The 16,895-nt window shown below is 53.2% G+C and carries 13 protein-coding genes; all 13 read left to right on the top strand.

Annotation, left to right across the window (positions count from 1 at the left end):
- Positions 1 to 125 precede the first annotated feature (125 nt).
- The 13 genes from SH528x_RS05745 to SH528x_RS05685 all read left to right on the top strand — a co-directional run bounded on the left by SH528x_RS05745 (position 126) and on the right by SH528x_RS05685 (position 16,895).
- The gene (locus SH528x_RS05745) at positions 126 to 935 is read left to right on the top strand and encodes a hypothetical protein (RefSeq protein WP_442509569.1); all 810 of its coding nucleotides are present in this window, start codon (positions 126 to 128) and stop codon (positions 933 to 935) included.
- A 55-nt stretch (positions 936 to 990) separates the two neighbouring features.
- On the top strand, positions 991 to 1,569 hold the full coding sequence (locus tag SH528x_RS05740) for a hypothetical protein (RefSeq protein ID WP_442509568.1): 579 nt from the start codon (positions 991 to 993) through the stop codon (positions 1,567 to 1,569).
- Positions 1,570 to 1,785: 216 nt separating this feature from the next.
- Complete coding sequence (locus SH528x_RS05735; protein WP_442509567.1) at positions 1,786 to 3,891, top strand: serine/threonine-protein kinase; 2,106 nt, start codon at positions 1,786 to 1,788, stop codon at positions 3,889 to 3,891.
- Positions 3,888 to 4,562 carry a hypothetical protein gene (locus SH528x_RS05730; RefSeq protein WP_442509566.1) on the top strand — a complete coding sequence of 225 codons (675 nt, stop codon included), beginning with the start codon at positions 3,888 to 3,890 and terminating at the stop codon, positions 4,560 to 4,562. The genes SH528x_RS05735 and SH528x_RS05730 overlap by 4 nt, the downstream gene beginning before the upstream one ends.
- Before the next feature lie 148 nt (positions 4,563 to 4,710).
- Entirely contained in the window at positions 4,711 to 5,736 is a 1,026-nt protein-coding gene (locus SH528x_RS05725; protein WP_442509565.1) for a hypothetical protein, read from the top strand.
- Between the two features lie 236 nt (positions 5,737 to 5,972).
- Entirely contained in the window at positions 5,973 to 7,379 is a 1,407-nt protein-coding gene (locus tag SH528x_RS05720; protein ID WP_442509564.1) for a hypothetical protein, read from the top strand.
- A gap of 318 nt (positions 7,380 to 7,697) precedes the next feature.
- On the top strand, positions 7,698 to 9,818 hold the full coding sequence (locus tag SH528x_RS05715) for a hypothetical protein (RefSeq protein WP_442509563.1): 2,121 nt from the start codon (positions 7,698 to 7,700) through the stop codon (positions 9,816 to 9,818).
- Positions 9,819 to 9,982: 164 nt separating this feature from the next.
- Positions 9,983 to 11,251 carry a glycosyltransferase family 2 protein gene (locus tag SH528x_RS05710; RefSeq protein ID WP_442509562.1) on the top strand — a complete coding sequence of 423 codons (1,269 nt, stop codon included), beginning with the start codon at positions 9,983 to 9,985 and terminating at the stop codon, positions 11,249 to 11,251.
- Between the two features lie 127 nt (positions 11,252 to 11,378).
- The gene (locus SH528x_RS05705; protein ID WP_442509561.1) at positions 11,379 to 12,716 is read left to right on the top strand and encodes a hypothetical protein; all 1,338 of its coding nucleotides are present in this window, start codon (positions 11,379 to 11,381) and stop codon (positions 12,714 to 12,716) included.
- 61 nt (positions 12,717 to 12,777) lie between these two features.
- The gene (locus tag SH528x_RS05700) at positions 12,778 to 13,737 is read left to right on the top strand and encodes a glycosyltransferase family 2 protein (protein ID WP_442509560.1); all 960 of its coding nucleotides are present in this window, start codon (positions 12,778 to 12,780) and stop codon (positions 13,735 to 13,737) included.
- Positions 13,737 to 15,077 carry a glycosyltransferase family 4 protein gene (locus SH528x_RS05695; protein ID WP_442509559.1) on the top strand — a complete coding sequence of 447 codons (1,341 nt, stop codon included), beginning with the start codon at positions 13,737 to 13,739 and terminating at the stop codon, positions 15,075 to 15,077. Before SH528x_RS05700 ends, SH528x_RS05695 begins: the two co-directional genes overlap by 1 nt.
- Before the next feature lie 82 nt (positions 15,078 to 15,159).
- Positions 15,160 to 15,846, top strand: coding sequence for a sugar transferase (locus SH528x_RS05690; protein ID WP_442509558.1), 687 nt, complete (start codon positions 15,160 to 15,162; stop codon positions 15,844 to 15,846).
- A 59-nt stretch (positions 15,847 to 15,905) separates the two neighbouring features.
- Positions 15,906 to 16,895: a glycosyltransferase gene (locus SH528x_RS05685; protein ID WP_442509557.1), complete on the top strand. Its 990-nt coding sequence runs from the start codon at positions 15,906 to 15,908 to the stop codon at positions 16,893 to 16,895.

Below are 16,895 nucleotides of genomic sequence, written 5' to 3'. Positions count from 1 at the left end.
TCTGTTTTGCCAAAAAGTTTTTGAACGATGCCCAATATCTCTACATCGGCAGCGAATCTCTTTCTGTACAGCGGCCAAAGCGTCGCAAGAAAGAAAAATCAGCCACAGTTTTAGGAGATACATCCATGTTCAAAAAGATGATCCTGGCGGGCAGTGCGGTTGCGTTGCTGTCCACGATGACGATGGGCGTTCCATTGTTCAGTTATGCGAGATGCGGCGTCGATTGGCTGCGATCTTCGACATCTGACGCCATGCCACTGGAGTGGGAATTAAAGCGAGCACGGCAAATGATCGCCGACTTGAAGCCGGAAATCGAGCAAAACGCTAAGCGAATCGCTCTTGAAAAAGTGGACGTCGCTCGACTGGAAACCCAGATGGTCGAGACCGATGAACGATTGGCCAAGACGCAAGCCGATATCGAACGGCTCAGCGAAGACCTTCGCAAAGATTCTCACCTCTACACCTATGGCGGACGCACTTACACGTCGGCTCAGGTCAAAAACGACTTAGGCAACCGCTTTAGCCGCTTCAAAACCCGCAAAGAGACGGCCGAGAAGCTAGAAAAGATGCTTGCCGCACGCAAATCGTCGCTGCAATCGGCACATGAGCGAATGGACGCCATGTTGAGTGCTAAACGTCAACTCGAAGTTGAAGTTGAAAATCTGCAAGCTCGTCTTGCCTCACTGCGAGTCGCTGAAACCAGCAGCGAACTGGCATTGGACGACAGCCATTTGTCCAAGACACGTCAATTGCTTGACGAAATCAATGCTCGGATTGATGTGGCCGAAGAAACGATGAAGGTCGACGTGGAATACTTCGGCGAGATCGATTTGGATGAGCCAAGCGATGAAAACCTGCTGGACGAAATCACCAGCTACTTTGGCGACGAGGCCCCCTCGACAACAAAGTCCCTGGTCTCGATTCAGCTAGATTAGAGGGCGAGTTGATGGCAGCAACGCAGGTACGCGGCACCGAGAAAGGCTGATAGACGTGTCCGAAACGAAAACCTTAGCGAACACAAAGCCTGCAGCATTACGCTGGAGGCTTTGGGTCGATGGTTGCGGTGGATTTTTGATTCTGTCAGGCCAAGATTGGTCCGTGGGCGGCGCCAGTTCGGCGGCAACGACCGATGTGCGGATTCATTCTGATCTGCCACGCGTCGCTGGGACGATCTCACGCCATGAGGACAGCTATTTTTGGGATTCAGCCGAACCGAAAATGCCCGCCGATCTAATGCTCAGCGGTCGTCCGCTTCCAATTCCGGGATCGGCATCGTTGATCTTTCGGCAACCAAGCCCGCTGAGCCGTTCGGGTGTTTTGACTTTAAAGCCACCACACCGCTTCGACGGGCATGTGGATGGAGTCATTTTGGCTGACGAAACGCTCCTGATCGGATCGACGACGGATTGTCACGTGCAAGCAAACGGAATGGGAAGCGAAAGAATTGTAATGACCCGGCGAGCTGATCAGTGGTTTGGCAAAGTCGTGGGCGATACCGATTTGTCGAAACTGATAGTGGGGTCAAGAATTGAATTAGGGGGCGTGGAAATGACGCTAGAGAATGCCTGAAGAAAGAGAATACCGACAGAAGGCGCCCCCAGCAGCGTCCATTCGAGCCTAGAAGTGTGGCGGAGTCCAAAAGCGACGACGAGAGCAACCACCATGTGGAAGCCGACAAAACAGAGAAAGAGGGCCAGATTCGATGAAAAACTGCCAATTCATCGTTCGGATTCCCTCGAAACGTGACATCAATTCAGTCGAAAATTTCAATTGGGAAATCGATTCATGACGACACTTCTCGGTAAACTAGAGGTCGAATCGAACCACCAGCCCGATGCTCACGCGAGGGATCGACGACAGTTCGAAGAAACGCACGCCAGTCACATTACAACACCATCGATGTCATTCACTTACCCATCCGGATCGCAACCCTTGGACCGATACACGATTCGTCGTGGGATCGGCATGGGCGGATTTGGTGAAGTGTATTTTGCGGTCAGTGAAGCGGGAAAAGAGGTGGCGCTGAAACGGATCCAGCGCAATTTAGAGGTAGAGCTTCGCGGTGTTTCGCACTGTCTGAATCTAAAACACTCTAACTTGATTGCACTTTATGACATTTGTCGTGACGAGCATGACCAAGCTTGGGTGGTGATGGAATATGTGGCGGGGCAGAATCTTCGCGAAGTGCTCGATCAATTCCCCAGCGGTCTTGCGGACGAAGAAGTCCGGCGTTGGTTGGGTGGCGTCGCTGCGGGCGTGGACCATCTTCACGGTGCTGGTTTGGTCCATCGTGATCTCAAACCGGGCAACGTTTTTGATGACATGGGGATCGTCAAAATTGGCGATTACGGATTAAGCAAATTCATCTCAGCGTCGCATCGCGGCGGGCACACCGAGAGCGTCGGTACATTTCACTACATGGCGCCCGAGATTGGACGTGGCGAGTACGGCCGCGAAATCGATATCTACGCAATCGGGATCATGACCTACGAATTGCTGACTGGCATGGTGCCGTTCGATGGCGAAAGTTGTCACGAGATCATTGTCAAACACATGACGGCCAAACCTGACGTCAGCGTTCTAGCGGAACCCTACCGATCGGTCGTGGCAAAGTGTTTGGAAAAAGATCCAGCGAGACGTTTTCAGACAGTCCGAGAGATGACAAACGCTTTGGGCATTACCCAAGCGGACTCGCTAAAGATCAAGTCAACGGCATCTGCAGACCCTGTCGTGCCAGAAGCACCCATCATGGCATCGCTAGCCTCGGCTCATGACGTCGGCTCGAGTGGAGCGAGTCGCGACGCATGCTCCTCCGCCATTAATCCAAAACAAGAAAGCGTCGCGGTCGACTCCGAGCCGCTCGCTCGCGCGGTTCGAGCAAGCGTTTCGGATCTTCAGTGTTGGTGGCGAACGCTGGATCGATCGCCTGGTGCCAAGATTTTTTTGTTGATAGCTGCCGTCTTTGTTTTGGTGATCAACACACATTGGTTGTTACCGCTAATGTCGCTCGTCGGCGTGGTGTACGTGCCCTACTACATCGTGCGTCAAATGGTGCTGCACGTCAGCCAGCAACCGAGCTACGCGCAAGCCCAACGGATTGCGACAAACATCAGTGGTCCAACGCGACCGATGACGCGTTCACAGTGGCGAGACCACATGCGAAACGATCTGCGGGCCAAACGATCGATTCACCGAGCCGCCGAACTAAGCACATCGTGGATCACCGCGGTATTGACGACAATGGCACTGACGATCGCGGCTGGCGTGATTGGACTTCGCACCGGCACAGTGGATTCCATCGCTATCGCACCCTACGGATGGATGGCAGTTGTGGTGATGGGAGCCGCGATTTCGATCCTCGGTCTGGGGAAATTGTGGGAACGCGATGAAGGTGAAAGCTTGCCACGCCGTATTGTGCTCGCCGGGGTCGGTGGCGGCGTTGGTCTTGTCGCCTACTCAATGAACCAATTCCTGATGCTTCCAATTGACGTCGGCTTGGATCGCGGGATTGATTCCACCACGTTACCGCAAGCCCTTTATAGCGACGGCGTTCCGCGTGCCTCGGCCATGATGGCTCATTTTGCGATGCTGTTTGCACTGCTGAGATGGTGGCGCCCGGTCGATCCGTTGCGAAGGCACCGATTAAGTTTGTGGAGCGTTGCGGTGGCGGTGGTCGGCGAATGGGCCGTTCACCAAGTGCTGCCGATACCACAACCGTTTGGGATGGTGATCGCCGGTGGAATTGCGATTGCCATTCAAATGTCGGCTCCTTGGATCAATCCCCGCGTCAAACCCGAGCTTATTCCACGCTCTCCGGCCCAAACCACTGTATCTCATTCGGTGAAGGACACGATGGGGCAAGAACTCGCTAGCGCAAGGGGCTCACTATGAACGCTTCCCGACATCCTGCGGTTGTCTGTCGATGCCGCGTCTTGACGCCTTTGGTTGCTGTGCTGATGGTGATCACCGTCGGTCCCATGGTTGCCATGGCGGTTGACGATGTTGCCGACAAGGTTGAAAAGTCGTTTGCAGATACAAAACCGATTGTGCCCGACCCCAGTGTCGAAACGGCATCGGAATTATCCGTCGCTCCGCTGGACCAGTTCCAGTACCCGAAGAACCGTCCTGCTTGGCTAAACGACTCGCCCAAGCTCGAAGGAGCGGACCAATATTGGATCGTCGTGTCGACTCCGGCGGAAAGTCGTGCCGAGGCCGTCGATGAATTAAAGGGGCTGCAGCGTGCGGCGGTCGTTCGCTATGTGCAAGGCCATACCGATGGTGGTTCGCCGCATGACTTCTTAACTATGTCCGACGAATGGATCGAAGAAAACTTGATCACGGATCGCTATGCAGGCGAAGTCAATCAGGGCGACACGGTGCTCTACGAAAACGCAGTGAAGCTAACGTTCGATAGGGCCATTCAGAGTGAAATATCGAGAGCCTGGAAACGTGTTCAAGTGCGAGATCGGCTGGCGGCGACCGGAGTTCTGGTTGCTGGCGGACTGTGCTGTCTCGTCTTTAGCTCGTTTGTCACCGGGTTAATCGGCCGGCGGTTTTCGTAGTAATTCACCCACGATTCCGCAATTTCGTCCATACTGTCGGCCGCACGGCGTGACCCCAGACCGATTCAAAAAGCACCTCGCTGGTCGGTTTGCCCTAGAATGGAGTCTGGTGTAATGCGAATCGGACAATACGCAGAGGGTGAATGCGATGCGATGGATGTTGCTTGTGATCGTAGGCGGGTTGCTTCCATCACTCTGTTGGTCGCAAACCTACGAGGTCATCCAGCCATCGGGAGAGCGAACGGCGATAATCGAAGTTCGAGCCGATGCGATGCGAATTCGTGATCGCACGGCTGGACGCCTGCTCTACGTTCGCGACCTACGCTTTGATTCGCTGGACGGCCGCTATGCTGGTTATTACCACCCCGATCTGAATCGTGTTTTGCGGTTTCCACGGTCGGGTTTTGGTGACATGTGGATGGCCGACCTGGATGACATATCGCCTCATTTTCAACCAATGACGGGGACTCTGAGACCGATTGCCCCCAACGCGAATCAACCACCAAGTCTGAACCACGGCTACTTCCCGGGTGGTTTTGGTCCAACAGCCCCCCTGTTTCCTGCTCCCTTGGTGCCCGTCGCTCCCGTTTGGGGTTCAGGGATTTCGACCCGCATCGGATTGCCACCACTGCCGGTCTTCCCAGGCATTCCGCCCGCCCCGATCCTTCGACAACCGCAGTCAGTCTTGGTTGACTCCAAAATCATCCCCGGAGCTCCGCTCGCACCGGTCACCTTGGGACTTCGCAACGGCAGCCCAAGCGATTTGGTCGTTACGATTGTGAATCTTCAGGAGGCATCCGACACCGAGCAGATCAAAATCAGATCGGGAGACGTCGTGCGTCATCAGTTTTCACGTCGAGCGGGGGCCGAGCGTGTCGACACATTTCGTGTCATTACTGAAACCGGCGAAGTGCTGACCCGACAGAATTCGATTTCTCTACCCGCCGAGGTGCTGTACGAGATTGTGGTGCATCAGTGGCAAATCCAATCCATTGCGATCGATCGAACCGGAAAGAGCCCCAATGTGATCGAAGACGTCCATTATCAAGGCAAGGGACTTGGACGTTTCCCGTTGCCTGCGGGGGCTGATCTGCAACCCACAGTGATTGATGTCTACCGCGCCGCTGTCAATCAACGCAATCCAGCAACCGTGGCTCCCATTACAACGCGGTAGCAACAGGCAAGTGCGTTTTCGCATCCGGACACAAAGGATGGGCATTTAGAAATGCGTTGCAATTCGCAATCAATGTGACTTGATCCTCGCTTGCTATCCCACTGGACCTGCCGAATGCCGCAAGTACATTAAGTAGATCCCCCCAAACTCTGCGGCGGCCCCGCGTATCGGCAATCAAACGAAATGCAGGGATGGGAAATCCATTTCTGGTTGCTCGTGAGTCACGTTCACCTTGCATGTTCCATTTTCTCGCGTTTAGCGTCGCTGCGTTAATGTTGGTCGTGGCGAGATTTTACTCGCCTCGGCATGCAGCTCGTGCAGGCTGGGCCGTTGCATTTTTAGTACCAACGTGGCTGGCCCTCGTTGTCGGCGCGGCTGATATCAATGTGCGTTGTGTCGTTGCTTTGATGGCAGTCGCCGTCGTCGTCGTGAAGCCGCGGCTTTTCACATTTGTCGGGCTTTCGTGGATCGATTTGCTACCCATTGTCATTGTGGTGACAGGAGCGATCAGCACGACGCTGAACGATCGCTTCAGCCCGACGATCATCTTTGGCATGCTCGCTCAGTGGTTGTTTCCCTACATGTTGGCAAGACTGATTCTAATCCGTGACCAAGACGCGATTGAGTTTGTTCCGTTAGCAGCGACGCTTGCATTGATTTTGGCGGCCGCGATGATCTTTGAATCCGTCGCAGATATCAACATCTTTAACATGGTGCTAGGACACGAAGGTTCAAGCCAGGGAGATTTGGGACACCGTTTAGGGCTGAAGCGAGCCGAAGCTTGGTTCGGGCATCCCATCTATGCTGGCTTGGTGCTTGCATTGTCATCCCCATGGGTGCTGACTCAGGCGTATCAAGGTTATTGGGGACGTGCAACGAAACTTTGGATCATTGCCCCCGTGATCCTAGGCATGGGAATTGTGGCGCCCCTGTCACGCGGTCCATGTATGGTTTTCGGCGGCGTGATCTTTGGTCTTGTGTGGTATTATTTTCCACCCGTTCGGCTATTTGCTATTTTTGCCGGTATCTTGGCAATTGCTATTAGTATTGTGATGGTCCCAACCATGCTAAAGATGGCCGACTCGATCGAGCGAAGTGATGACATTCACACCATTAAAATTGAAGGTGAAGAGTATACGTATTCCGGTACACGTCATCGCTACTTACTTTTTCCTGTCTATAAGAAACCGTTATCTCAAGTCGGTTGGTTCGGATTTGGTACTTGGGGGACGCTGCCCAAGCACGAGGCGATGTTAGAACCTCACCTTCGCGAGCTCTTTTTGTCTGTGGACAATCACTACCTACTGCATTACTTGAATACAGGTATCGTCGGATCGATCGCGTTTTTACTGCTTCCCATTGGGGTTTTGATGACGTTTCTGCGACAGCGGACGTTGTTACGCCAGCCGACCGAATTCCTAGTCGTTGCGCTACTCTCATCGGTTTTGGCAACGTCCGTCGTGATCATCACCGTATGGATGGCGGAAGCATTCAGTTTTGCATTCTTATTCAACGCCGGATGCATTGTGGGGCTACTCGTAAATTCGCGTCATTCAAACGCCACCACGGCTCGCAAAGCACGCCCTTTGAAAGTGGCCAGTCTCCCCAAAAACTCCTCTCCACCAAATGTCTCGCTCTTGTAATATCAGAACGATCATTATTGCGGTCAGATTTATGGCATTGCCTGCCCCATTGGTTGCGTCGCGAACCCAGCTTTGAAAAAAAAATATACCTCACCTCGATATTCGATATGATTGGGGGACTGACCCCCATCATCGATGCCAACGGATTAGAATGATCCTGTGTACAAACCGAAACCTGATTTGATAGGTGAGCAAAGCCGGAACTGCCGACGTCCGTTTGCTCCATCTCACTCTGAAAATTGCCAACCTACAAAAATGAATTGTTGCATCGCGGCGCGACGCGAACGAATTCAAGCAAATCCAATAGGGGTGTCTTGAATGCTAAGTCTGCAGAATGACAACGCCGAGCAACCTCACGAATTGATTCAGGGGACCGTCAAGCGAGCCTCAGGAATTCACTCCGTGCGATTCGACGAATCGCATGACAATGAACTCTTCAGTCAATTTCTCAAGCGATCGGTCAAGTGGTTTGTGATCGCAAGTGTGCTGGGCGCTGCAGTGGCTTGGTGGGCAGGTGATCGATTTGCCAAAGACACATACACCTACACCGGACGTTTGACACTCGAGCAAAGTACGGTGGGTTATCCGTTTTTTGCAGTACCGCTGGCGACCGATATGGTCGTGCTGATTGATGCACCGGACACGATCCGAGAACTATACGAAACGCTGCCGTTACAGGATCCGGAATCGGCCACTGCCAAGGCGATTGAGGTCCAAGCCACCAAGGGAGCGTTTGATATCGTGTTGGAATACGGCGCTGCGGACGCCGAAACCGCCGAGCAGGTCGTTAACACGCTAATGCAAATCGTCGGAGACAAGTCACGCGAGATCCGTAATGGAACGATAACGAAACACCTCGCAACACTCGACAACCGCACAGCTCAATTGGCTGCGGAACGAAGCGAGTCCCAAGCCGCATACGACCAACTTTGCTTAGAGCACAACAGTCACGATCTGCACTCTGAGATCGACGCGAACTTAGTCGCCAGACGCGAAGCAAAAGCGATCTTGGCACGGCAACGGATTCTCATCGAACTTCGCCAGCAAAGCGTCTCGCAGCTAGAACAGCACGTCGCCGATGCAAGGGTAGGTAAGTTCGACGAAGATAAACGCACTATTATGCAAAATGATGTCGTTCGTCTCGCCGAACAGGAACGCAGGGTGATGTTGACGGATCAACTGCATGAACATCGTCGACGCGAAACCGCGAAGATCCAACTCGATTCGAAGCTAAAGGAACTGGCGAATCTGAAATCGCTTTACGACCGGAGCCTGGTGACTCAGTCCGAATTTCAAGCACTGCAGAGCGAGGTCGATGTTTTACGTTTGGAGTCGGGCGGCGATAAAAGAACCGCCGAGATCAACGGTTCCATCACAAAGATTTTTGATGACATTGACTCAGGCGGCTATGTCGACGATGCGGTTAGAAGCAAAATCCTGGTCCAACTGGATGAAAAACTTCGTGACGAACAAGAGAAACTACAACTGCTTGAGGCGGAACTCAACAGTTACGAAGAGTTAATCGCAAAACTCAACGACGAGTACAAATCGTTGGTTGCGTTGTCGCCCAAGTTGCGAGATTTCAAAGTCGCGTTGGAGAGCATCACGCATCAGCAAGATCGCGTCAAAGAAGAACGTCAAGCAATGGAGCGATTACTGCAAACCGACGGCTATGTACTAAAAACCACATCACCCGCTGCTCCCGCACTGAACCCGGTTTCCAGCAACAAAGCCAAAGTCATGGTTGCTGGATTTGGCGCTGGTTCGATGCTGCTACTGCTGCCGGCCCTGTTGATCGAGTTCTTTCGTGCGAGCCCGAACCAGCATGAACGGCTAGCCAGCAAGCATGGCCTGCCGATTTTGAGTCGCCACACTCGCGACTCCGCGAAACGACCTGCTGGTGGTACGACGTCGCGTATTTTGGCATCACGCATCCAACGTTTGAACCTGGCAGTCGGATCTTCGGTGGCGTTGGTAGCGACTGGACGAAAAGCATGCCCCACAGGGATTTTATTTGGTGCCGCTTCGCATTTGTCGCGTGAAGGAGGGCGGGTGCTGATTGTCGAAGTGATCACGTCAGGAAAAATCACGCCGTTTCCCAGCGAGCATGCTGTCGAGTCGATTCAAGATCAAGAAATGCAGATCGGCAAAACGGAAAAAGTTGACCGGCTTTTGATCAAAGATCCCGCGTTGTTATGTGATGCCATGAGTCACAACACCTGGGATGAATTGGCGGCCAGTATACGTGCCTACCAATACATCATGATCGGCGGACTCAGTGCGAGTGACTCGACGACGGCGACGCTCGTCGCCAGCGGCGCCGATGCCGTGATCGTATGTTCGCTTGAACGTGACGGTGCATCGCCCGCAGCGACCAACTTGATCAACGATCTGATCGATTTTGATGCCAGATTGCTGGGGGCAGTGATTGCCTCTTGATGAATTTCGCTTAGGACCGAGCAGTAAATGAATGTCGTAGTGGATCTTGCTAAAGATCCTGCCCTCAGGACGTGTAGCCACGTCCACTACGGTAAAACCGACACTTATTTTCCGGTCGCCCTTTAGCAGACCTTTTTAAATTTGTTCCGCAACCTGTTGACACAATGACGCTTCCTTACGAACTGATCAATACGATTCTTTGGGCGATGGCAATTTCAATTGCCATTCCCTCGATCGTGTTTGGGGGAGAGTGTTTGCTGGGGTCGCTGTGTAGCCCGACACGGTGTGATGGCGAGCGAGTTCCGAATCCAGCCAACACAGGCGACGGCAATTCACGTCCCGCCGTCGACGTGATCATTCCTGCTCACAACGAACAATTGGGACTGGTGATTACGCTTGATTCCGTGATCTCGTCGCTTCGCTGCGGCGATCGGATCTATCTTGTCGCAGACAATTGCACCGATGACACCACTGCAATCGCGAACCGTTATGCTGCAGATTTGCAATCGCGAAACGCGGCGGTCACGATGACGGTACTGGAACGATTCGATGACGAACATCGAGGAAAAGATTACGCACTTCGCCACGCATTTGATGTCCTCGGCAAATCCTCAGAAAGCGATCGGGTCGTGGTGATCGTGGACGCGGACTGCAAGGTACGCCCGGATACGATAGATCGATTGGCGATTCAGGTCGCTAGAACACAGCGACCAGCACAAGCGTGCTATCTGATGCAGCAACCTGAATCCATTCCGACCACTGCTCCACGCATGTTGTCGGAATTCGCCTTCACGGTGAAGAATTTCGTGCGACCTTTGGGTCTGTCTCGGATCGGGGGCGGATGTACCTTGTTTGGTTCGGGGATGGCTTTTCCCTGGCAATCACTACAGCGACTCAGTGGTCCGGGCGGTCACCTCGTCGAAGATATGCGTTGGACTTTTGACATGATTTTGGCGAGGTCGCCCGTCCAGTTTTGCCCCGACGCAATATGTCTGGCTACCTTTCCGACGAATCCAAGTGCTGCGGACACGCAGCGACGACGCTGGGAACATGGCCATTTGCAATTGGTGTTTAGCCAGATTCCACGCTTGCTCCGAGGATGGCTTCACAGGCCAACGCTGGTTTGCTTTTTAGCGGCATTTGATTTGCTGGTTTTGCCGCTGTCGTTGTTGATGATCACGTCGACGCTGATCGGCACGATTCTGTTGATCGCGGCCTTGATGGGATATGCGATCGGGCCGTTGGTGACATGGGCGGTCGCAATGGGGATCGCCGTCATGGGACTCAGTGTGGCGTGGTCTCGTTTTTGCCCACAACGAGCGACATTGCGAATGTTGTTTGCGATCCCGTTTTACGCCGCTCGAAAATTGCCACTCTATGCGAGTTTTGTGTTCCGCCCGGAACGAACTTGGATACGCACCGACCGGAACTAGCGTTTGAAAATCGAAGTCGTACTGAAAATGAATTGTTGAAAGCAGATGAGATCAGCCAGTTGAAAGATGGTCTGGCGTTGGATCTTAAAATCAAAACAAGCGACCTGTCTTACACCACGATAAACTGATGTATTTAATCCTCAACAGCCGACCCTACCATGCCTATGGCAACCAGGTTTTCCTGGCGCCGGACAGGGCACGTCAACTCCGGTTGCTGCGAAATTCGTTCGATGGAAAATTCGGGCAGTTAACCCTGCTCGCTCCCTCCGTACCGCCGTCGTCCCAGTGCAGCCTGAACTTGGATTGCGACGAAGGACGGTTGCAAGCGTTTGATACCGACACCGAAGACATCCGCGTTGAATCCTCTTTTCAGTTCGCATCGGCCAACCACGCTTGTAACGCCAAGGACATCGCCAAAGCAAATCATCCAACCCATTGGAAAAAGGTGCTGCAAACGTTCACCCGTTCGGCCTGCGTTTTGCAACCTGAGATTCTGGCAGCTTCGGACTCCGCGATTGCCAACGGCATCTCTAAAACAAAGAGCCCTTCGCACCCCATCGTACTCGTACATAACCACGATTCTCAACGCGTCCTCCCCGCTCACCCTCGAACCATTGCGTTACGAAATGGGTGGTCAAATCGTCGGTTTCGGCGAAATTGCGAACGCTTGGTCCAGCAATCCGAGTTGAGTCTCTTCAGCAGTGAAACCTCGATGCGTCACTTTTCCAGGTACGCTCGAAATTCACATGTCTTTTGCGAGCCCGCGATCTCCCTCACTGACGTAATTCCCGAAGAGGAATTACGAGAGCGGTTTCGGGGGGATATGGATTTGCAACCGTTAAGACTTGTTTCCTACGCGCCACTGGAACGCCCGTACGGAGTCAACCTTAGCATTGCGATCATCCGCTACGCACGCGACCTCGGAGCGGATGTTTGCTTGGACATCTTTGGACATGGCCTCCAGCGGTCGGAGTTACAATATCAAATCGCAAAACTCGGATTGACTCGCGAAGTCCGCTTTCAACAACATTCTCCCGACGCCATTGAATCGTTGCAGCAACAGCGTCAATACGACGCGATGTTATTCACCCCTATGATCGATTGCGACATGCATCCCTTCTTGTCGTGTTACTCCTCAGGGCTGCCGATGCTTGGGTTTGACCACACATATTTTGTCAACCAATTGGCCGCGGATAACGCGGGAATGACATTACCCAAACAGGATCTTGAACAAGCTGGGCATCGAATCGCGGAGCTGGAACTTCACCGTGGCCAGTTGTTTGAAATGTCGCTGAATGCGCGTCAAGCTGCCTGCCGACACACACGCGAAAGCTGGTATGCCAAGCGAGCCGAATGGACATTGGATGCCATCCCGCGATTCCCACGTGTGTCGACATCCGATGCCTCGCCACCCGACGCCCCCGCTCGGAATAGTGATCCTGCATTGAGCGGACTGCCAACGTGAGACGCAAATTTGTCGTTTCGCCAGTGGAGTTGGGCCCCTGTCATCGCATAGCGATCCTACCATGAATATCGCTGCCATTATCGTCAACTACCGAACAGCGGCGTTAACCGTCGACTGTTTGCAGTCGCTTGAACCTGTGGCACGCGTGAATGATCAATTTGTTGTGGAGTTGATCGATGGCGGCTCGCAGGACGATTCCGCACTGGTGCTTGAAGCAACCGTACAACAACGTGGTTGGCAATCCTGGGTTCACTTTACGTCGTTGGCAGATAACAAAGGATTTGCAGGGGCAAATAACGTTGGGATTGCCGCTGCTCTGGCTCGTTCAAATCGTCCAGATGCGATTTGGTTGCTTAACCCCGACACCGTTGTCTTACCGGGAGCAATGGAACCGCTCCTCGAGGCATTGCGAACGAATCCGTCAGTGGGGATTGTCGGCAGCCGACTTCAGTACCCCGATGGCGAGACTCAAACCTCGGCGTGCCGCTTTCCCTCAATCCGTAGCGAGTTCGTTGACGCGATGCGGTTCGGGCTCCTAACCCGCTTGCTCGAACGTCACAATGTTGCCCCCGATCCGCCGCACCATCCGTGCCAGGTGGACTGGGTTGCCGGAGCAAGCTTTATGATCCGCAGCGAACTGATCGACAAGATTGGAATGTTCGACGATCGTTACTTTATGTACTACGAAGAAGTCGATTTTTGCCACCGTGCGAAACAGGCCGGATATGAGACTTGGTATCAACCCGCTAGCCGCGTGATCCATTTGGTGGGGCAATCCTCGGGCGTCACCGGTGAGCAAGCAGTGTTAAAGCAGCGGCCACAGTACTGGTTTGATTCGCGACATCTTTATTTCATTTCAAAACACGGTGTCTTGCGAACCGCTATTGCAGATGCTGCCTGGCTAATCGGACGTGCCACCTGGAATGTTCGCGCGATCGTGCAACGCAAACCCACAGAAGATCCTCCGAAACTTTGGCGGGACTTCCTTTGCAACAGCGTTTTTGTGCGAGGGGTGAGCTGATGAATGACCCTGCTTCGCACCAACGTCGAGAAACACGTATTGCTTATTTGGTCAACCAATATCCCTCGATTAGCACCACGTTTATTCGCCGCGAGATTCGAGCTATCGAACGTCTTGGGCATGAGGTGATCCGCTACGGAATTCGCCGACCACGAGTACAAGTGGTCGATCCGGAGGACAAACAAGAAGAAACGCGAACCCACTATGTTCTCGATCTTCCGCTGTACACGCTTGTCGGATCGGTGCTAAAGGTCGCGATTTCACATCCGTTCCGCATGCTAGCCGCGTTTCGGTTGGCACTCGCGTTTTATTGGTGTGGCGGTTCTCTCTTTCGGCAAATGATTTACTTGGCGGAATCAGCGGTAATCAAACGGTGGGCTGCCCGAGATCAGATATCACATCTTCACGCTCACTTTGGCACAAACTCAACCACCGTGGCGACGCTTTGCCGTCTGCTTGGCGGTCCCAAGTTCAGTTTTACCGTGCACGGACCTGAAGAATTTGATCAACCAATCCAACTGGGGCTCGGCAAAAAGATTTCGCATTGCGAATTTGTGGTTGGGGTCAGCCACTTCGGGTGCAGTCAACTACGTCGATGGGCAGACTATGCAGATTGGACCAAAATCCATCTCGTGCGTTGCGGTCTGGATGCAACATATTTTGATTTCCAGTGGACACCGCCGCCGCAATCGCCGCGTTTCTTAGCGATCGGACGACTGCACGAGCAGAAGGGGATGCCGCTATTGATCCAAGCCGCAGCAAGGCTCGCCCGCGAAGGCAATTCATTTCACTTGACAATCGTCGGTGACGGCCCCTTACGAGGCACGTTGCAGAAGCTGATTGTGGAACATCAACTCGAATCCCACGTGGTGCTCGCGGGTTGGAAGACAGGCCCTGAGATTCAGACGATGATCCAGCAGAGTCGAACGCTCGTCATGCCGAGTTTCGCCGAAGGGTTACCGGTCGCGTGTATGGAATCACTTGCGTTGGGGCGTCCGGTGATCGCAACCGCAATTGCCGGGATGCCAGAACTTATCCGCAGCGGTGTCACGGGCTGGCTGATCCCTGCAGGGTCGGTCGAGGCACTTTGCCGAGCCATGAAAAAGGCGATGAACGCATCTGATGAAGAAATAGTGCGTCTGGGGAGCAACGGCGCGGCGAGAGTCCGGAAACGTCACGATGTCCGCCGTGAAGCAAGGAAATTGTCCAATCGGATGCTTGGATTGACCGCCCCCAAAAAGCGTAGCCGCTCCGTTGATCAATCCCGCTGTGATCCTGCACTGAAGATTTTTCCGGACGATGCGACGGCACTCCCATTTGTTTCGAGCAAGCTAAATTAAAAAGTCCTTACGGCAGCCCAATGATCTAGCAACAAGATATGACCACTCGCTGATCTGAGACATCCTTTGATCCACTGACTTGATGATGCATGCGATGATGAACCCGAGACTTGCCAACGACGCGATAACTTTCACGACCGGACTTCCATCGGTGCAAGGGATGGATTTCTATGGACATTCCAAGCGTGTCTTGGACATAGCTATTTCCACACTCGCGATCCTGGCCTGCATGCCATTATTCCTAATGGTTGCGATTGCGATCAAATGCGAAGACGGAGGAAGGGTCTTCTATTGGTCGCCAAGAGTGGGACGAGCAGGTCGTCGTTTTCAATGTTTAAAATTCCGTTCCATGGTGGTCGACGCGGACAAGCATTTCGAAAACATACGATCGTTGAACCAACACACCGATGACCGTACGTTCAAATTGCCACGAGATCCGCGAATCACCGTCGTTGGTCGCTGGATTCGCCGCTACAGCATTGATGAGCTACCTCAGTTTTGGAATATTTTATGTGGCGACATGAGCATCGTTGGCCCTCGTCCGGCGCTACTTGAGGAGGTCCAGCGTTACAAAGAACTAGATTACAATCGCATTGACGTGTTGCCTGGCCTGACTTGTATCTGGCAAGTCTCAGGACGCGGTGACGTCCCCTTTGATCAACAAATTGTGATGGACCTCGAATACATTCGTAGCCGCAGCTTTTTGACAGACCTCAAGTTGATCGTGAAAACGATTCCGGTGGTTGTGAGCGGCAAGGGCGCTTATTAGACAGCGGTGACTGGAACGATACGAACACTCGTCAACAAAAGAAAAAAAGGGGCCAGCGGTTGCTTTCTGACATCGGTGTCGTCGCGATTGGACGAAATGAAGGGGTTCGACTGCAGGCGTGTCTGCGCTCGGCCCTGCGTGATTCGCCGCATGTCGTTTATGTCGACTCTGGCTCGAGTGACGACAGTGTCCAGACCGCCAAAGATTTGGGCGTGAATGTGGTTCACCTTGATTTAGAGCGTCCATTCTCGGCCGCGCGGGGACGCAACGTGGGCTTCGATCGATTGATTGAATTGGTTCCTAATTTGGAGTTTGTCCAGTTCGTTGACGGAGATTGCGAAATCGCAGCAGGCTGGATTGAAACCGGTCGCAGAACGCTGATGGAGAATCCCGAGCTCGCCGCCGTTTGCGGGCGCCGCCGCGAACGCCATCCCGAGGCCAGCGTTTTCAACCGGCTTTGTGACATTGAATGGAATACACCGATCGGAGAGACTCAGTCGTGTGGCGGCGACGCGATCATTCGATGTAACGTCCTAAAGGATGTTGGTGGATACAATGAACATGTGATCGCAGCAGAAGACGACGAAGTCTGTGTGCGAATTCGCCAGCAGGGCTGGAAACTGCGTCGACTTGATCACGAGATGACACTTCACGATGCAAACATGCACCGAATCTCGCAATGGTGGAAACGCTCCGTCCGTTGTGGACATGGTTTCGCCCAAGGGTTCTCAATGCATGGGCGTCCCCCTGAACGTCACTTCGCCAAACCATTTCGCAGCGTTGTGTTTTGGGGCGGGTTGTTGCCGTTTGTCGCCATTCTTTTTAGCTGGCCCACTGATTTCATCAGCATTGCAGCACTCGTGTTGGCTTACTTTTTGCTTTGGGCAAAAGTAACCCGAACTCTCCGTCGTCGTGGGCTACCGGTTTCGCTTTCGATGATTTATGCAGCAAGTTGCGTAGGCGGCAAAATCCCCGAGTTTATCGGAGCATGCAAGTACGGTTGGCGACGATTGACGCGATCACCCACCCAAATTATCGAATACAAGTAG

The organism is Novipirellula methanifontis, assembly GCF_052161655.1.
In the GTDB taxonomy this organism is placed as follows: domain Bacteria; phylum Planctomycetota; class Planctomycetia; order Pirellulales; family Pirellulaceae; genus Novipirellula.
Note: the sequence above shows the minus strand (reverse complement) of the source record. Positions and strands in the feature narration are given on the sequence as shown.